The 18,292-nt window shown below is 74.7% G+C and carries 13 protein-coding genes and 1 tRNA gene; 11 read left to right on the top strand and 3 right to left on the bottom strand.

Features of this window, described 5'->3' with window-relative positions:
• The first annotated feature begins 93 nt into the window (after window positions 1–93).
• Together CRP52_RS14440 and CRP52_RS14435 are read left to right on the top strand one after the other, a co-directional pair.
• Complete coding sequence (locus tag CRP52_RS14440; protein WP_097236767.1) at window positions 94–876, top strand: DNA polymerase beta superfamily protein; 783 nt, start codon at window positions 94–96, stop codon at window positions 874–876.
• Window positions 877–933: 57 nt separating this feature from the next.
• A tRNA-Lys gene (locus tag CRP52_RS14435) sits at window positions 934–1,006 on the top strand.
• Window positions 1,007–1,147: 141 nt separating this feature from the next.
• On the opposite strand, the gene CRP52_RS37615 is transcribed toward CRP52_RS14435, so the two are convergent.
• Complete coding sequence (locus tag CRP52_RS37615) at window positions 1,148–1,369, bottom strand: hypothetical protein (RefSeq protein ID WP_097236766.1); 222 nt, start codon at window positions 1,367–1,369, stop codon at window positions 1,148–1,150.
• Window positions 1,370–1,581: 212 nt separating this feature from the next.
• On the opposite strand from CRP52_RS37615, the gene CRP52_RS38195 reads away from it, so the two are divergent.
• Complete coding sequence (locus CRP52_RS38195) at window positions 1,582–3,621, top strand: ATP-binding protein (protein WP_179852798.1); 2,040 nt, start codon at window positions 1,582–1,584, stop codon at window positions 3,619–3,621.
• Here CRP52_RS38195 and CRP52_RS14420 read toward each other — a convergent pair.
• Together CRP52_RS14420 and eccCa are read right to left on the bottom strand one after the other, a co-directional pair.
• On the bottom strand, window positions 3,584–6,661 hold the full coding sequence (locus CRP52_RS14420; RefSeq protein WP_097236764.1) for a hypothetical protein: 3,078 nt from the start codon (window positions 6,659–6,661) through the stop codon (window positions 3,584–3,586). The two genes, CRP52_RS38195 and CRP52_RS14420, sit on opposite strands and share 38 nt — an antisense overlap.
• A 64-nt stretch (window positions 6,662–6,725) precedes the next feature.
• Window positions 6,726–10,817, bottom strand: a complete 4,092-nt coding sequence (eccCa, locus tag CRP52_RS14415) for a type VII secretion protein EccCa (protein WP_257032479.1) — start codon at window positions 10,815–10,817, stop codon at window positions 6,726–6,728.
• 290 nt (window positions 10,818–11,107) lie between these two features.
• On the opposite strand from eccCa, the gene eccD reads away from it, so the two are divergent.
• The 8 genes from eccD (at window position 11,108) to CRP52_RS14375 (ending at window position 18,247) form a co-directional block, all read left to right on the top strand.
• Window positions 11,108–12,481 carry a type VII secretion integral membrane protein EccD gene (eccD, locus tag CRP52_RS14410; protein ID WP_097236763.1) on the top strand — a complete coding sequence of 458 codons (1,374 nt, stop codon included), beginning with the start codon at window positions 11,108–11,110 and terminating at the stop codon, window positions 12,479–12,481.
• Between the two features lie 49 nt (window positions 12,482–12,530).
• Window positions 12,531–14,015, top strand: coding sequence for a type VII secretion protein EccB (eccB, locus tag CRP52_RS14405; protein WP_097236762.1), 1,485 nt, complete (start codon window positions 12,531–12,533; stop codon window positions 14,013–14,015).
• Window positions 14,016–14,157: 142 nt separating this feature from the next.
• Window positions 14,158–14,502: a hypothetical protein gene (locus CRP52_RS14400; RefSeq protein ID WP_097236761.1), complete on the top strand. Its 345-nt coding sequence runs from the start codon at window positions 14,158–14,160 to the stop codon at window positions 14,500–14,502.
• Window positions 14,503–14,569: 67 nt separating this feature from the next.
• The gene (locus tag CRP52_RS14395; RefSeq protein WP_143685742.1) at window positions 14,570–14,863 is read left to right on the top strand and encodes a hypothetical protein; all 294 of its coding nucleotides are present in this window, start codon (window positions 14,570–14,572) and stop codon (window positions 14,861–14,863) included.
• 5 nt (window positions 14,864–14,868) lie between these two features.
• Entirely contained in the window at window positions 14,869–15,294 is a 426-nt protein-coding gene (locus tag CRP52_RS14390) for a hypothetical protein (RefSeq protein ID WP_097236759.1), read from the top strand.
• Between the two features lie 99 nt (window positions 15,295–15,393).
• Complete coding sequence (locus CRP52_RS14385) at window positions 15,394–17,454, top strand: hypothetical protein (protein WP_097236758.1); 2,061 nt, start codon at window positions 15,394–15,396, stop codon at window positions 17,452–17,454.
• A 48-nt stretch (window positions 17,455–17,502) separates the two neighbouring features.
• Window positions 17,503–17,943, top strand: a complete 441-nt coding sequence (locus CRP52_RS14380) for a YbaB/EbfC family nucleoid-associated protein (RefSeq protein ID WP_097236757.1) — start codon at window positions 17,503–17,505, stop codon at window positions 17,941–17,943.
• On the top strand, window positions 17,936–18,247 hold the full coding sequence (locus tag CRP52_RS14375) for a hypothetical protein (protein WP_097236756.1): 312 nt from the start codon (window positions 17,936–17,938) through the stop codon (window positions 18,245–18,247). The genes CRP52_RS14380 and CRP52_RS14375 overlap by 8 nt, the downstream gene beginning before the upstream one ends.
• Window positions 18,248–18,292: the final 45 nt, after the last annotated feature.

The following is an 18,292-nucleotide window of genomic DNA, read 5'->3' as shown; positions in this document are numbered from 1 at the left end:
ACTGCGGCGGACCGGAAATCGCTCGCCCGGCGCGGCCCGCTCCGGAGAGGATGCCCGGTACCCGTCCGTACGGCTCCCGGGAGGAGACCGCCCATGCCCGCCGCTGCACCTGCCGCCGTGCCCGCCGGCACCGTTCTGCTGTCCGGGATCGTCGGATCCACCGCGTACGGCCTCGCGCACGCCGGCTCCGACGTCGACCGGCTGGGCCTGTTCGCCACCCCCACCGAGGAGTTGCACGGCCTGCACCGCCCGGCCGAATCGCACGTCACCACCGCGCCCGACCTCACCCTGCACGAGGCCGCCAAGTGGTGCCGGCTGGCGCTGGGCTGCAACCCGACCGCGTCCGAACTCGTCTGGCTGCCGGACGACCTGTACGAGACCCGCACCCCGCTCGGCGACGAACTGATCGGCATCCGCGAGGCCTTCCTCAGCGCGCCGGCGGTACGGAAGGCCTATCTCGGCTACGCCGACCAGCAGTTCCGCAAACTGCTCACCCGCGACCGCGCCGAACCGGCCGCCCGCCGCCGGGCCGCCAAGCACGCCCGGCACCTGGTCCGGCTGGTCGAGCAGGCCGTCCGGCTGCACGAGACCGGCCGCAGCCTGATCCGCCTGCCCGACCCCGAACACGTCCGCGAGTTCGGCGAACGCATCGCCGACCGGCCCGCCGTCGCCGAGGCGCTGCTCGCCGACGCCGCCGACCGCCTCGGCCGCCCCGGGGTCCTGCCCGCCGCCCCCGACCCGCGCCCCGTCGAGGCCTGGCTCCGCCGCGTCCGCGCCGCCCACTACACCCCGCCCGTCGGGCCGCCCCGGGGGCCGCTCCACGCACCCGGCGCGCCCGCGCAATCCACTGGCGGAGCCCTGGGCCCTACCGGGTAGGATCACCGTGGCCCTCCCAGCAGGTACCGACAGGTACCGCCGGGACCACGGGGCCGCGGGGCACTAGCTCAATTGGCAGAGCTGCGGACTTTTAATCCGTAGGTTCAGGGTTCGAGCCCCTGGTGCCCCACCCGGGATGAGGCGGTCACGCCTGTTCCGACCTGCAGCGCAGCACCCCGGCCGGGTCTTCGGCCGGGGTGCTGCTGCGTTTCCGGGCGGCATGGCCGGCGGGGCGGTCGGTCGAGTCGGTCGGTCGGGTCGGTCGGGGCGTTCACCGGCGGGCGCGCCAGAGGCCGTAGAGGCCGACACCGGCGCCGGTGATCACCGAGAAGCCGCCGCTGCCCGCCGTCAGGTAGACCCCGGTGGCGATCACCAGGAGGGTGACGAGGGCGATCAGGTCCAGCGTCCGCTGCCGGGTCGAGCCTGCGGGGGCGTCGGCGCGGTCGGGGCGGTCGGGGCGGTCGGGGAGGGGGCGGGAGTCTTCGTCCGTCATGGTCCGAGCCGACCAGAAGTCCCGCCGTCGGGCCCAGGCAGCCGTACGGGCCCGCCGGATCCCGGACGGGGGCGCCGGGGAGTCGGACGCCGGGGTGCCGTTCCTGAACGGCGGGCCCGTCGGCAGGCGTTCGAGAACGTTCAGGACCGTCCGAGGATGTTCGAAGTAGGCTGTGGCGGAAGGGGACTGAGGCAGCGTCGACAGGGGGAGCCGTGACGGACCGACCGGTGGAGACCGACCCGGGGGATCTCGCGGCCGTCGCCGCGTACGACGAGCGGTTCGCCGCCTTCGTGGCCGAGCTGAACCGTCTGCACATCGAGTACGGCGCCCCCTCCTACGGTGAGATCTGCGGTGCGGCGCAGGTCTTCAAGCTGACCAAGGCGGGGATCACCGACCTCCTCACCGGCAAGCGGCTGCCCTCGATGAGCTTCCTGCTGGAGTTCGTCCGGGTGGTCAGCAACCCGCTGCCGGTGGACGGGCGCACACCGCGCGGCCACAAGGCGCACCCGGAGCTGATCGAGCACTGGCGGCGTCGGTGGGTGGAGCTCAAAGCGCTCAACCGGCAGGTCCAGTCCCCGTTGGGCCGCCTCCGGAACGCCGGCAAGCAGCTGGTCGAGGAGGCGGAGCGGGCGGCGGCGGAGAAGGCCGGTGCGGCCGAGGAGCAGGCGCGGCAGATCCGCTCCCGCGCGGAGGCGGAGGCGGCGGCCGTCCTGGAGGAGGCCCGACGGCAGGCCGCGCACCTGGTGGAGGAGGCCGAGGCGCGCGCCGAGAGCGTGCGGGCGGAGGCGGAGCGGGCCCGAGCCGAGGCCATCCGGGTCGCGGTGGCGCGCTCGGCCGAGGCGGACCGTCTGCTGCGCACGGCGCGGGAGGAAGCCGAGGCCGTACGGCGGGCCGCGCAGACCGAGGCGCAGGAGATCGTGGACGAGGGGCGGCGGGTGAGCCGGCTGCGGACGCCGGCGGCCCTGCGGGAACTCCGGGAGGCTGCGGAGCGGATCACCGGGACGCACCTCCCCGAACTGCTCCGGACGATCACCACCGACCGACTCCCGGAGCAGGGAGGCAGCTTGACGCTGCCGTCCGTCGGCCTGCACGGCCGGGACGACGTGGGGCGGCTGGCCCGCTGCTTCGACACCCTCCACCACGGGCTGGCGACCCTCGCCGCCGAGCAGGCCCTCCGGTTCGACACCACCAACACGGTGTTCACCACCCTGTCGCGCCGCACCGCCGGCCTGGTCCAGCGCCAGCTGTCGCTCCTCGACGAACTGGAGCGCAGTGAGCCCGAACAGGAGCAGCTGGACGGCCTGTTCGAGCTGGACCACCTGGCGACGCGGATGCGTCGGCACTGCGAGAACATGCTCATCCTCGCGGGCGAGGAGTCGGGCCGCCGCTGGAAGCGTCCCGTCCCGCTGGTCGACGTGTTCCGGGCCGCCGCCGGCGAGGTGGACCAGTACCAGCGCATCGACATCGCCGCCGTACCGGAGATCGAGGTGGTCGGCGCCGCTGTCACCGACCTCGTCCATCTGCTCGCCGAGCTGCTGGAGAACGCCGCCTCGTACTCCCACCCGGGCACCACGGTTCAGGTGACGGCCCGCGCCCTGCCCGACGGCCAGGTGATGGTCGGGGTCCTCGACGAGGGGATCGGCATCGCGTTCGACGAGGTCGTCGCCCTCAATGACCGCCTCGCCCACCCGGCGCCGGTGGACCTCTCGGTCTCCCGCCGTACGGGCCTCTTCGTCGTCGGCCCGCCTCGCCGGCCGCCACGGTGTCCGGGTCTGGCTGACGCCCGCCGAGACCGGCGGGGTCATCGCGTCGGTGGTGCTCCCGGCCGAACTGGTGGAGGCGGAAGGGCCGGCCTGAGCCGTCGGCGTCAGGCGGGCCGGTGCGGGCCGAAGAGGGCGTCCAGCCTCGACGGCCAGTCGCCGTCGGCGAGTTCGGCCGACATCAGGAGGTCCCGCCAGTCGGTCTGCAGGAGCTGGATCGCCTCGTGCAGCCGGTCCGGGCTGCCGTCCGCCAGGACCACCAGGGCGGCGGTGATCCGTTCGCGGTCCTGCCCGTGCTGCACCCGCGCCTCGGCCTCCTCCAGCAGGGCGGCGGTGGCGCCGGCCTCCTGGCCGAAACGGTCGGCGAGCCTGGCGGCGACGCGGTCGGTGAGTGCCATGCGTCCTCCGGGAGTTCGACGGATCGACCGATGGTGGCAAGGTCGGTTGATGCGGGTCAAGAGGCGGCCGGGAGGACTTCCACGCCGGGGGTGAGGTGGAAGGGAACGGTGTCCTCGACGTGGCGGCGGTCGGCGGGGGAGAGCTGGTCGCGGCGGTCCAGCCAGACCGTGAGGCGGGACAGGGCGCTGCGGTCACGGTCGGCAGGGTCGGCGTCGGCGGGGCCGGACTCGCGCAGCAGGACGCGGGCGGGGCGGCCCGCCGGGTCGGTCCGGTCGGACGGGGTGGTGGCGAGGACGGTGAAGGTGGTGCCGGGGGTGAAGGTGACCTGCGGCTCGGTGCCGCTGCCGAAGGCGGCAGTGCGTCGGCCGGTGGCCGACCAGATGAAGAACTCTACGGTGGAGCCTGGGAGTTCGACGGCGGGCGCGGACAGGCCGGTGACCGGGGCGGGCTCGGTCAGCCGCTGACCGGCGCGGTAGTGGGCCAGCAGGGCCTCCGGGTCGAGGCCGGGCGGGGCGCAGAGCAGGACCGCGCCGTGGTGGCTGGGGAGGCGGCGCAGGCCGGAGCCCAGGCAGCGGAGGAAGGGGGCGAGCGTCGGATCGCCGGAGCGCGCGGCTGCCACCAACTCGGCGCGGGGGACCGGGACTCCGGTGTCGCCGTGGTGGAGGAGGACGGCGGCGAGGTCGGGCTTGATGTCGTCCTTGGCCGTGGAGCGCAGCCCGGGCAGCCGGGTGGCGACCTGGTCGACCCGGCCGGAGCAGCGCTGGTAGTGCTCGCCGAGCAGGGTGCGGACGGCGTCGCGGTCGTGCGGGCTGCTGACGGGTGCGGCGGTTCCGGTGGCGGGGGACGCCTCCGGGGTGAGCAGGCGGGTCTGCGGCGCGGCGGGCGGAGGGACCGGGGTCGGGGTCGGGTCAGGGTCGTCGCCGTCCGGGGCGGGGTCCTCGCCGTCCGGGGCGGGGTCCTCGCCGTCCGGGGCGGGGTCCTCGTCGGGCGCCGGGACGGGTGCGGGGACAGGCGTGGTGACGGGTGCGGCGGGGGGAGCTTCGGTCGGCTCCTCGTCCGGGGCGGGGGTCGGGTCGGCTTCCGGTGCCGGGACGGGGGGTGGGGCGGTCGGTTCGGTGGCCGGTTCGGTGGCCGGTTCGGGCCGATGACCGCCCTCGGTCGCGGCCGCAGCCGTGCAGGACGGAACGGCGGGCGTCGAGCCGTACGTGGCCGGGGCCACCGGCCTGCGGGGGCCGGCGGCGGGTTCGTCCGGTCCGCCGCTGGTCGAGGTCCGGATGGGCGGGCCCACGGCGGCGGGAACTGGCCGGGGTGTCGGGTCGGGGAGCGGGGCGGCTACCTCGACCTCGGGTTCGGCTTCGGGTTCGGCTGCGGGCTCGGCTACGGGCTCCTCGGGAGCAGCGGTCAGGGCCGCCGGGGTCGCCTGGGTCGCCGGTCCCGCGATGGCCGCGGCGGCGGGGGCGGAGGCGGTGACGGCGGCCGGGCGCGGGGCGGCGACGGGCGCCGCCTGCGGCACCGCCTCCGGCCGGGCCGCCGGGCCGATCCCGTACGCCACCGGCGCCACGCCCGGGACGGCTCCGACGGGCTGTTCCGGGCCGAGCCAGTCCAGTTCGTGCATCCGGGCGACGAAGCGGGCGATCCGTTCGGTGGCCGGTTCCAGCAGTCCGTGGACCAGCAGCCCGAACCCCTGGGCTGCGGCCTCCGGGAGGCGGTCGAGCAGCTTGCCCAGCTCCTCGAAGACCTCGGCGTCGACCGGCCGGTCCCGCTCGCCGACGATCAGCAGCGGGCGGGCCGACTCGGGCCGGCGGAAGCGGGGGGTGAGGATGTGCGGGGGCTCCGGGCGCAGCCAGAGGCCGGCCGGGACGGCCTCCAGGGCCCAGTACGGGAACGCGTCGAAGACGGCGGGGCCCGCGGTGTGCCAGCTCGCGCCGCCGTTGCGCCAGCCGGAGGGGACGGTGCCCAGGCCGGGGGCGGCGGCGAGGCGCAGCAGGTAGGGCTCCCAGCAGGCGCGGCCGTGGGTGTCGAGGACGTACGAGGTGGGGCCGCCCGGACCGATGACGGGCAGGCCGATCGCGGCGTTCACCGGCCGGGCCAGCCGGGCGGACAGCGCGCCGGTGAGGGTGGCGAGTTCGGCGGGGGCGGCCCAGGGGGCGCTGACCAGCAGCCGGGCCGATCCGAGGGGCAGGGCGGCCACGGTGTCCGCGAAGTCCTCGGGCAGCAGGACCGGCAGGGCGGGTGTCCCGACGACCAGGACGACGGTGCCGGGCGGTGCGCCGGCCAGCGTGAGGTCGGGCCGCGGGGCGGACGGCCGGACGGCGGGGTGGGTGAGCCAGTAGCCGACGGGCAGCCGGTGCACCTGGACGGCCGGGGCCCGGGAGCCGGCGGGGGCGGCCTGAACGGCGGGAACCGCAGGAACCACAGGGACGGCAGCAGCCGTGGGGACGACGGCCGGAACCGTGGGGAGGAGCGGGCCGGCGGCGTGGTGCGGCTCGATCGGGGCGGTGGCGCCGATGGTCTCGCGCACCGGGCGTGGTGCGGCGCCGGGGGCGCAGTGCCACCAGGTGGCCCCCTCGGGGGCGCCGTCGGGGGCGATGACCTTGAGGTTGCCGTCCTGGGTGATCTCCACCAGGCCGTCCGGCGCGACCACCGGCAGGCCCGCCCGGTCGGCGACGACCTCGGCGGGGCGGCGGCCGTTGGGGGCGAGCGCGGCGAGGCCGGAGGCGGCGAGCACCAGGCTGGTGGCGCCGCGGGAGCGGGCGATGACGCCGAGGTCGGCCATCCGGTCGCGCAGCACGGGGGCCGAGTCGGGGGCGGCGGCGACCACGATGATGCTGTCGGGCACCGGGCGCAGCGCCCCGACGGCGGCGGACAGTTCGTCCTGCCCGGCGGTGGACGGCGCGATGACGAAGTGCGGGCCGACCGGCCGCAGTTCGGAGCGGATGACGGTCGGGGCGCCGCCCTGCGGCCCGGCGACCGCGGGCACCCGGGCGTGCGCGCCGGACCCGTGAGGACCGTCCGGGCCGTCCGTGCCGGGGGGCAGCTCGGCTGCCGCGCCGCGCCACCGGGCGAACCGGCGGCGGGGCGCGTCGGGCGACACCGGGTCGTCGGCGGGGCGGCCGCTGCGGGAAGGACTCATCGCCGGGGTAAACGGGCCCGGCCGGGCCGCGGGTTCATCCGCACGGTGGCTTCACCGCCCGCCGTCACCCCGCCGAGCCGCCGTCCGAGCCGCCGTCCGAGCCGTCCGGCTCCGCCGGGTCCGGCATCAGGCCCGTCTGCACCTGGACGGTCCGGCGCCGGGTGATGTGCAGGGCGCGGCCGGGCGGCAGCTGGCGGGGTTTGACGCTGCCGAACAGGGCGCCCTCGCTCGGCGGGCAGGACAGCAGGGCGACCGGGGTGTTGACGTCCTGGAGCCGGCGCAGCAGCTGGTCGGAGTAGGCGCGGCCGATGCCGTTGGCGGAGCGGGCGACGATCAGGTGCAGGCCGAGTTCGGTGCCCTGGGCGAGGTGGTCGAGGATCGGGCCGAACGCGTTGGCGCCGGACTGGCCGGGGATGAGGTCGTAGTCGTCGACGACGATGAACAGCTCCGGCCCGGTCCACCAGTCGCGCAGCCTGAGCCGGGCGGGGGTGATCTCCTCGCCGGGGAGCCGGGCCTCCATGGCGCGGGCGGCGCCGGTGACGACCTGCCGGAGCACGTCGACGGCGACGGCGTAGCCGAGCCGGTACTCCTCCGGGACGCTGTCGTACAGGCCGCGCCGGAAGTCCACCAGCATGATCCGGGCCTCGGCCGGGGTGTAGGCGGTGGTGATGGCGTCGACCATCAGGCGCAGCAGGTTGGTCTTGCCGCTCTCGCTGTCGCCGACCACGAGCAGGTGCGGGGACTCCTCGAAGTCGTGCCAGAGCGGGGAGATCGCGGCGTCCTCCAGGCCGATGGCGACCCGCAGCCGGCCTTCGGGGGCGGGCAGGGCGGCGGCGTCGAGCTGCAGCGGCAGCATCCGCACCTCGGGGGCGCGCGGGCCGGTCCAGTGCTCGTTGACGGCGTCGACGAGGTCGGCGACGCCGTCGGCGAGGCTGTCGCTGTCACCCTGGCCGTCGATCCGGGGGAGGGCGGTGAGGAAGTGCAGCCGGTCCTGGGTGAGGCCGCGGCCGGGGACGCGGGGGACGGTGTCGGCGGCCCGCATGTTGATCATGGAGTCGATGGGGTCGCCGAGCCGCAGCTCGAACTTGGTGCCGAGCTGGTCGCGCAGTCCGCTGGAGAGCTCGCCCCAGCGGGCGGCGGTGACCACTAGGTGGACGCCGTAGTTGAGGCCGCGTCCGGCGATCAGGGTCAGGGCGGGCAGGTGGTCCATGAACTCCTGGCGCAGGGTGCCCCAGCCGTCGATCACCAGGAAGACGTCGCCGTGGCGCTCGTCGGCGAGTGCCGGGTCCCCGGCGGCCCGGCGGCGGCGGAAGGTGGCGACGGAGTCGATGCCGAGCTGGGCGAAGCTCTGCTCGCGTCGGGCGATGATGCCGTTGATCTCGGCGAGGGTCCGGCCGACCCGCTCGGGCTCGTGGCGGCCGGTGACGCCGCCCAGGTGCGGCAGTCCGCGCAGCGCGGCGAGCGTGCCGCCGCCGAAGTCCAGGCAGTAGAACTGCACTTCGCGCGGGGTGTGGGTGAGTGCGAGGCCGGTGATGAGGGTGCGCACCAGGGTGCTCTTGCCGCTCTGCGGGCCGCCCGCGATGCCGACGTGACCGCCGGCCGCCGAGAGGTCGGCGGTGAGGAGTTCGCGCAGCTGCTGGAAGGGGCGGTCCACCACGGCGACCGGGACGGTCAGGGTGCCGACCGGGCCGCGGTCCTCGGGGGCAAGGCCGTACCGCGGGTCGGGGGCGAGCGGCGGCAGCAGCTCGTCCAGGGTGGGCGGGGTCTCCAGCGGCGGCAGCCAGACCCGGTGGGCGGGCGGGCCCACGTCGAGCATCCGGGCGGCCGCCAGCTCCAGCAGGGTCTCGGTGTTCTCCTCCTCCTCGGCGCGCCGGGCCTCCTCGGCGGCTACCGCCTCCGGGTCGGGCCGGCGCGGCGCGGTGTACTCGGTGTCGTAGCGGACGATCTGCCCGGCCACCGCGGCCTGCTGGGCGGCTCCGCGGCGGCGCCGGTACGGCCCGGAGACGTACGCCGCCTTGAAGCGGGTGAGCGTGGCGATGTCGCTGCGCAGGATGCCGTTGCCGGGCTGGGAGGGCAGCTGGTAGGCGTCGGGGACGCCGAGGACGCCGCGGCTCTCCATGGCGGAGAAGGTGCGCAGGCCGATCCGGTACGACAGGTGGGACTCCAGGGCGTGCATCCGGCCCTCGTCGAGGCGCTGCGAGGCGAGCAGCAGGTGCACGCCGAGGGAGCGGCCGAGCCGGCCGATCATGATGAACAGCTCCATGAAGTCGCGGTGCGCGGACAGCAGTTCGCTGAACTCGTCGACCACGATGAAGAGTGTCGGCAGCGGGTCGAGCTGGGCGCCGCCGGCCCGGGCGGTCTCGTAGTCCAGCAGCGAGCTGTAGTTGCCGGCCGAGCGCAGCAGTTCCTGGCGGCGGTTCAGCTCGCCGTGCAGGGCGTCGCGCATCCGGTCGACCAGGGCGGCCTCGTCGGCCAGGTTGGTGATCACCGCGGAGGTGTGCGGGAGTTCGTCCAGGCCGAGGAAGGTGGCGCCGCCCTTGAAGTCGACCAGGACGAAGTTCAGCGTCTCGGAGGAGTGGGTGAGCGCCAGCGCCAGCACCAGGGTGCGCAGCAGCTCGGACTTGCCGGAGCCGGTCGCGCCGATCAGCATGCCGTGCGGGCCCATGCCGCCCTGCGCGGACTCCTTGAGGTCCAGCTCCACCGGGTTGCCGTCCGCGCCGACCCCGATCGGCACCCGCAGCCGCTGCCCGCGCGGGCGGTCCGTCCAGCTGCGGCCGACGTCGTGCTGGTACAGGTCGTTGACGCCCAGCAGGGCGGTCAGGTCGAAGTCGGTGCTCAGCGGCTCGGCGGCGTCCAGCGAGTCGCCCAGCCGGTACGGGGCCAGCACAGTGGCGAGGCGGCGGACGGCCGGGACGGACAGGGCGTCCGGGCGGCCGAGCGGGGTGGCCTCGTCGCGGCGGTTGCGGTCGGCGGCGACCAGGTCGAGCCGGTCGCCGGTGATCCGCAGCCGCAGCCGGAACTGCGCGTGCTGCCACTCCACGGCCCCGGAGAGGTCCAGCAGGACGGCGTTGCGGTAGCCGGCCAGCAGGGCCCGGCTGCCGGCCGGCAGCTTGACCCCGTCCACGACGATCACCGTGTACGGCTCGTCGCGGCCCGGCTGCGCGTCCGGCTCGTACGGCGGACGGTCGGTGAACTCCGGCCCCAGCAGCTGCTCCAGCTCCAGGATCGACTCGGCGACCAGGCGCACCGGTCCGGCGCCGTCGGTCTCGGTGGGGTGCAGGGCGTGCGGCAGCCATTTCAGCCAGGCCCAGTCGGCGCGCCGCTCGGGGGCGACGGCGGCGGCGATGCGCAGCTCGTCGGGGGCGTGGAAGAACGCGAGCTGGGCGATCATCGCGCGGGCCAGGGCGCGGGCCGGCTCCGGGTCGGGCTCGGGGGCGTCCTCGCCGTTGCCCTCGGTGTGGCCCTCGGCGGTGGGGTCCTCGTCCTCGGGGTGCTCGCAGCGCAGCAGCACATGGGCGTAGCCGCGCACGTGGAAGGCGATCGGCTGGTCGGCGATCGAGCCGTAGGCGTGGATGAACCGGCGCAGCGCGTGCGCGCACAGCGGCTCCAGGTCCTCCACCGGCTGGGTGGACAGCGGCGCGAGCTTGACGGCCAGCCGCTGGGTGCCGGTGGCGATCCGGACGTCGCCGAAGTCCGGGTGGGCGGTGCGGCGCTCCCACAGCCGCGAGGTGCGCACCAGCGAGCCGAGCGCGCCCGGCGCGGGGTGGCGCCAGGCCAGGGCGAGCCGCTGGTCGACGATGTGGCGGCGGACCTGACGGCGCATCTGGGAGAGGTAGCGCAGGTAGTCCCGGCGTTCGCCGCGCAGTTGGCGCTTGCGGTCGCTGGCGCCGCGGATCAGCTGGGTCACCAGCATGCCGACGGCGGACAGGCCCATCATGCCCATCGCCACGTAGGTGAGCGGCCCGCCGGAGGACTGCGGGTTGAGGAAGATCATCACCATCGAGAGCGAGCTCAGCGCCATCGGCGCCATGGCGATCATGTTGGACATGCCGCTCTGCTGCTCCGGCAGGACCGGCGGCTCCTGGAGCTGGAGCTCGCCGTCCGGCAGCGCCGGTCCCGGGCGCCGGGGCGGGCGGTCGACCACGACCACGCTCAACGGGCTTCTCCTCTCGCGGCGCCGGCGGGGTCGCCGGTGGCGGTGCGGGCCGGTTGCCGGAGGCGGTGCGCCCGGCGGCCCGGGCCCGCGTCGCACCCGGACGTACGGCCGGCGGGGGTCCGCGGGTTCACCAGGGGCGGGTGCAGGCGGGGGCGGTACGGGCGGGACCCGCGGGTTCACCGGGGGCGGTACGGGCGGTGTCCGGCAGGTCCGGTGAACCGCCCGTACGGGGGCGCCCGTTGCTGGAAGGGGAGACCGGGCAGTCCGGCCGCAGCGGAGGGGCGCGACAGGTGAGCGGTACCACGGTGGCGTCAGGGCTGGTCCGGCTGCGGTTCCGCGCCCCCGAGACCGCGTTCGAACTCGCCCTCCCCGGCGACGTCGTGCTGGCCGACCTGCTGGGCGCCGTCCTCGACTACGCCGGCGCCGCCGTCGAGGAGAGCGGCACCGAGCACTCCGGCTGGGTCCTCCAGCGGGTCGGCGGCCCGCCCCTGGACGAGGAACGCACCCTGGAGGGCCTGGGCCTGCGCGACGGCGAGGAGCTGTTCCTGCGGCCGGGGCAGGAGGCGCTGCCCGAGGTCCACTTCGACGACCTGGTGGACGGCGTCCGGGCCGGAACCACCGCCCGCGGCGACTCCTGGCGGCCCGCCGTCACCCACCACCTCGCCCTGGCCCTCGCCCTGGTGGCGCTGGCCGGCGGCCTGCTGCTGCTCGCCCTGCCCGGGCCGGACGGCCCGCGCTGCGCCGCGGCGGCCGTGGTCGCGGTGCTGCTGCTCGGGGCCGGGGGCGCGGTGACCAGGCTGGTCGCCGATCCGCCGGCCGGGATCGCGCTGGGCGCCGCCGGGGTGGCCTACGCGGCCGCGGCGGCCGCCCTGCTGCCCGGAGTCACCGGCCCGGCCCGGCTGCTGGCGGGCGGTTCGGCGGCGGTCGGGGCGACCGTGCTGGCGCTGGCCGTGATCGGCGCCGGCCCGTTCTTCGCCGGGCTGGCGGTGGCGGCCGTCCTCGCCCTCGGCTCGGGCGCGCTCGCCGCGTACGGGGTGCCGACCACCCACTCGGCCGCGGTGATCGCCGCCGCGGCCGTGCTGTTCGGCGCCTTCGTGCCCGGTCTGGCCTTCAAGCTGGGTGGGCTGCGGCTGCCCGCGCTGCCCCGCAACGCGGACGAACTCCAGGAGGAGATCGAGCCGTTCCCGGCCGAGGACGTGTTCGCCCGCAGCCTCGTCGCAGACAGTTACCTGGCCGGGTTCTTCGTCGCCGTCGGCGCGGTGTGCGCGGGCGCCCTCGCCCTGCTGGCCACCGCCCGGGACGGCGGCTGGGGCGCCACCGCGATGTCCGCCGACCTGTCACTGCTGCTCCTGCTGCACGCCCGGGACATCGGCGGCGTCCGCCAGCGGCTGGCCCTGCTGCTGCCGGGCGCGCTGGGCCTCGCCCTGCTGGCCTGGCGCACCGGGCAGGACGCCGAACCGTCCGGCCGCTTCGCGCTGTTCGCCGTCCTGGTGGTCGTCGCCGCCGGGCTGGCCGTCGCCGCCTGGGCGGTGCCGGGCCGCCGGCTGCTGCCGTACTGGGGCCGGGCCGGGGACCTGCTGCACTCGCTCGCCGCGCTCGCCCTGCTGCCGTTCGCGCTCCAGGTGCTCGGCTTCTACCGGATGATGCGCGGCCTGGCGGGCTGAACCGCCCGACCGCTCCCCCGTCCCCGTCGCTCCGAGGAGGACCACCGCCATGCAGTCCCGACGCGACCAGGTCCAGGCCCACCTGTTCGTGATGAGCCGGGTCGCCGCGGGCATCCTGCGCGCCGAGCCGGACGCCCCCGACACGCCCGTCGGCCGTACCAACCGGGGCGCCGTGCTCGGCCTGGCCGTCGCCCTGCTGATCGGCGCCGGCGCCGGCGTCTACGGCCTGATCAAGCCCGGTGGCGCGACGGGCTGGCAGAAGCCCGGCACCCTGGTCGTGGTCAAGGAGAGCGGCGCCCGGTACGTCTTCGCCGACGGTCTGCTCCACCCGGTGCTCAACGAGGCCAGCGCCAAGCTGCTCGCCGGGGACCAGCTGAAGGTCGACCAGGTCTCCGCCCGCTCGCTGGACGGCACCGCGCGCGGCACCCCGATCGGCATCGTCGGCGCCCCGGACGGGCTGCCCGGCCCGGCCGCCGTCGGCGCCGCCGACTGGCTGGTCTGCACCGTCCAGACCGCGGGCGCCGCAGCGGGTTCGGGCGCGGCGGCCGGTTCGGGCGCCGCCCGCAGGCCCCCGCAGCTGTCGGTCGCCGTCGGCACCCGCCCGGGCGGCCGCGCCGCCGGGGACCAGGCCGTCCTGGTCGGCACGCCCGACGGCGCCACCAGCCTGCTCTGGCACGGCCGCCGCTTCGCGGTGGACACCGCGGGCGGCGCCGTGCGCGCCCTCGGCTACACCGCCGCCACGCCCGTGCCCGTCCCCGCCGCCTTCCTCGCGGCCTTCCCCGCCGGACCGGACCTGCGCAGCCCCGAGGTGCCCGGACGCGGGCAGCCGGGGCCCACGCTGAGCGGGAGCCCGACCCGGATCGGCCAGCTGTTCACCGGCACCGGCGAGGAGCGCTACCTGCTCGCCGACGCGGGCCTCGTCCCCGTCACCGCCACCCAACTCGCGCTGCTCCAAGGGGATCCGCACACCCAGCAGGAGGCGTACGGGGGCGGCCGGGTGGAGCCCGCCCCGGTCGGCGCCGCCGACCTCGCCGCGCACTCCGCGCCCGCCGCAGCCGCGGCCGCCTTCAGCCAGGCCGGCCTGCCCGCCCGGGTGCCGGCCCTGCTCGCGCCCAAGGGCGAGCAGGCGCTCTGCGCGGCGCTGCGCTCCGGCTCCGACGGCGGCGAACTCGACGTCGTCGTCCCGGACACCACCTCCGTGCTCGGCCTGCCGCCGACCCTGCAGCCCGGCGTCATCCCCGCCTGCACCCCGGCGGACCGGATCGCCGTCCGCCCCGGCGGCGGCGCCCTGGTGCGGGCGCTGTCCGGCGGCGGCTTCGGCACCACCCTCTACCTGGTCACCGACACCGGGGTGAAGTACCCGCTGGCCTCCGCCGCGGTCGCCGACCGGCTGGGCTACGGCAAGACCGCCCCGGCCGCGGTGCCCGGGCGGCTGCTCTCGCTGCTGCCCACCGGACCCAGCCTCGACCCGGCCCCGCTCGCGGGCGGCGTCGTCCAGCCGCAGGCCGCCGCCGAGGGCCGCTGCGCCCGCTGACCCGGCACCCGCCCGGGCGGGACACCGCGGGCTGAACCGCCCCATCGGGCACGCCCGTTCCACCTGAGGGGCCGACTCCGTCGGCCCGCGGCACACCCCGCCGGCCGGGCCCCGGCCGGCGCTACCGGAGGAGGTACTGACGGTGACCCAGCAGACGACGATCGACCAGAAGGTCCTGGCCGACATCAGGACCCAAGTCGAGTCGCGGTACACCCAGATGACGCAGACCGCGGCGTACATCGAGGACATCAACACGGCCGTCCGGGACAGCTTCTCCGGCGCGGCCAGCACCACCTTCCAGAACCAGATCCGCGACTGGCTGGAGCAGTACGCGCTGGTCAAGCGGGACTACGAGGCCTTCCACGGGAAGCTCGGCGACAGCGGCACCATCTTCAACTCGGCCGACGACCACACCAACAACCTCGCCCTGGGCGCCCTGGGCGGCGGCCCCGGCCAGCACGTCGAGGACGTCCTCAACCCCAAGTAGCGGCCGGCGCCCCGCCTCCGCACCGACACACTCCTCCCGGAACCCGAAGGGACGCACCATGGGCAGCATGTCGCTCCACTACGCGGGCATCGACAGTGCCATCACCGACCTCGAAGCGCACTCCAAGACGATGCACGAGGCGATGACCTCGCTGCAGGACTACCTCAACAGCAAGATCAACCACGAGCTGCAGGGTGACTACGCGGTGGCCGCCGGCCAGCTCGCGACCACGCTCCACAACGCCGACGGCCAGATGACCCAGAAGATCACGGCGGCCCACCAGGCCCTCACCGAGATCCGCAACGTCATCAAGGACGCGGACATGCGGGCCAGCACCCACTTCGACCACGTGCAGGGCTGACCGCCGTGGGGACGACGGGCGAGGGCGGCGACGGCAACCAGGGCGACGGCGGGAACGGCGGTGACTTCAAGGTCACCGACAACTCCCTGACCGAGTTCACCGCGAAGATCGACGCCCTGGTCAGCGAGATCAAGACCAACGAGAAGGTGGCGCAGTTCAGATCGCTCGGTACGGGTGCGATCCCCTTCCTCGCGGGCAACAACGCCGGGACCTTCAACAGCCCCAGCGACCTGGCCGATGCGATCAAGGCCTACTGCAAGTCGATCGACGGCCTCCTGGGCACCTTCGTCAAGCAGCTGAACACGCTCACCACCGACCTGCGCATGGCGGACCTCTACCTGAACAACGCGAAGGACGAGGCCCTGGACTACGCGCAGTTCATGCGGCTCGCCGAACGGACCCTGAACCCGGGGGCCGGCAGCAAGCCCTGACGGTTCGCCGGTGAGCCGTCGTCACCACCGCGGAGCCGGTCCGGCCACGGGCCGGCCCCGCCTCACGTCCGGTCGCGCCCGGCCGAAGAAGGGTCCGTCATGGGGCACACATGGGATGAAGCGATCACGTTCCTCGGCTCGACGAGCGACGGCAAGTCGACCAGCGCGCAGGACGTGTTCAAGGACGACAAGCCGTGGATCGACACCAGCAACACGTACGCCGACGACGTCAGCGGCTGGCAGACGCCGGACGGCAAGGACACCGGGGTGCACCTCGACTCCTGGGTCGCCTGGTACTTCCAGTACAAGGTTCCGGCCGGGACCGTCTACAACGCCAGCTACGTGGTCGGTTGCCACATCCTCTACCCCAACCTCGACGGCGCGGGCGGCAAACTCGCCGCGTTCACGGGGAGCACGGAGCCCTTCAAACGCCTGTACAAGGCCTTGCCGAGGACCAACGACCGGCTCGACGTCCCCCAGTTCGAGAAGCTGGCCAACCTGCTCCTGGACGTCATGATCCTGCTCGACGGCTGGATCAAGGAGGTCGAGGGGTTCGCGAACACGGTCGCCAAGAAGGACAGCGACTGGCAGGGCAGTGCGGCCGGGGCCTTCCGCGCAGTGCTGATGGCGCTGCGCAACGAACTCGACGCCGACAACCGCAACATCACCCAGGGCGGGGTGGGTTCGTACCTGCTGTCCTGTCGTGACGCGCTCAACACGGCCTTCGAGACGCTGAACACCGCCTGGGAGGCGTGGTTCAACTCGACGCTGGCCTGGCCGACGAACTGCGTGACCGCCGCGCTCATGGAGGGGCTCAAGGGCGCCACGCTGGACGTGAAGGAGGAGGCCAAGGACGTCTCGTTCAACACGTCGCGGCCCGACAAGATCGGATCGCTCGGCGACACCACCTCCGGCACGTACGACCTCAAGTTCACCCTGAAGAACGCGACCTTCGGAGACCCGAAGACGACGGACTTCTGGAAGGCGGTGGAGAAGCGGGGGCGGGAGATCTGGCTCCAGCACGTCGCCGACGTCCTGGACAAGGCCGCCGAGACGGCGCTCACCTCCGTCGGGACGGCCTACGGGATCGCCGCGGGAGCGGCCACCCCGCTGGATCCCTTCCCGCTGATCATGCCGAAGGCCAAGGACCCCACGACGGACGGGCCGGGCGGCAAGGACGACCCGAACAAGAAGGACGAGAAGGTCCCGGACCCGAAGATCGACAACCTGGGCATGGGTGGTGGCGGCGGTGGCGGCCCCCAGAACAAGAGCCTGGGCGGCGGCCCGGACCTCAAGAACCTCGGCCTGGACGGGAACGGCACCGGCGGCAAGGGCAAGCTGGACCTGACCGGCGGCGGGAGCGGATCGGGCGGCTCCGGCAACCACAGCGGGACCACCGGGAACACCGGGCTCGACCTGATCGGCAACCCCGGCCTCGGCAGCGGCGGGCTGAACGACCTCTTCCCCGGGGGCACCGGCTCCGGCCGCCCGACCACCGTGCCGCCCGGCTCCGTGATCACCAAGGACGGCCGGATCGTCGACGAGAACGGCAAGCCCGTCCTCGACGCCAACGGCAACCCCATGGTGGCCGGTCCGAACTACACCATCGGTCCGGACGGCACCCTGCGCGACGAGAAGGGCAACACCGTCTCCCAGTACCGGCAGCTGCTGGCCGACCGGTTCACCGGGGGCGACAGCGGCGGCGGGGACGACCTGCTGACGCCGAGCCACTTCGGTGCCGGCGGCTTCTCCTACAACACGATGGGCCTCGGAGGCTCGTCCGGCGAGGGCGCGGGGGGCCTGCTGGCCCCCGGCGGCGGCCCGATGATCACCGGGATGGGCGGTGGCCTCAGCAACCGGGCGCTGACCTCCAACGGCGACCCGAACGCCATGAAGGCCGCCGTCGACCAGGCCAATGCCGAGCGGGCCGCCGCCGAGAAGGCCGCCCGGGCCGCGGCCCAGGAGCAGTCCCTGCTGACCGGCCGCCAGACGGCCACCAGCTCCGGCGGCATGCCGCCGATGATGCCGCCCGGCGGCGCCGGCATGGGCGGCCAGGGCGGCCCCAACGACAAGGACCGCCGCCGCACCACCTGGCTGGCGGAGGACGAAGAGGTCTGGGGCACCGAGACCGCTGCCGTGCACGGCGTCATCGGACGCTGACCGCGCCCGGGCCGTCGACCCACGCGAACGAAGAGACAGGAAACGCAGATGAGCAACCCCTTCGCCGACCAGATCGCCCAGGCGATGGCGGAGATGCAGACCGAGCTGGCCAGGGCCGAGGAACTGCAGAAGGAGATGTTCGAGCTCACCGCCTCGGTCACCTCCAAGGACCGGCTGGTGACCGTCAAGGTCGGCTCGCAGGGCCAGGTCGTCTCGATGACCTTCCACACCGACGGCTACCGCGAGATGGCCCCCGCCGAGCTCGCCAAGGTGCTCACCGACACCCTCAACGAGGCCCGGGCGAAGGTCGGCGAGGACGTCGCCGAGCGGATCGGCCGCTTCGACGGCCTCGGCGAGACGCTGCGGCTCAACATGACGGGCGGCACCGAGCTGGACGAGATCCTGGCCCCGCTCTGGGCGATGAAGCCCGACTACCAGCCCGAGGACCAGAAGAAGAAGGCCGACCGCCAGGAGGAGTTCCGTGGCTGACCAGGGCGTCACCGCGAAGACCTCGATGCTCAAGCGGAGCTTCGCCGAGTTCTTCGAGCTGAGGGACATGGTCGACAAGATCAGCCTGGAGGCCAAGCACATCAACGACATGAACCTGACCGTCGGCGGCAACGACGAGATCGGCAAGCAGTACCACAAGCAGGTGGACGAGGGCACCAAGAACCTGACGGACCTGCTCCGCACGATCCACGCCACCATGCTGTCGGTCGGCGAGAACGGCGAGGTGCTGGCCGCCACCCTCGACAACGCGAACGACCAGGCCGGCGCCATCGCCAAGTTCTGAGCCACCGCTTCCGAACCATCGCCCCTGAAGCACTCCTCCCGGACC

This window comes from Streptomyces sp. 1331.2 (assembly GCF_900199205.1).
In the GTDB taxonomy this organism is placed as follows: domain Bacteria; phylum Actinomycetota; class Actinomycetes; order Streptomycetales; family Streptomycetaceae; genus Kitasatospora.
The sequence above is the reverse complement of the archived record's forward strand: the minus strand, read 5'-3'. Positions and strand labels throughout refer to the sequence as shown.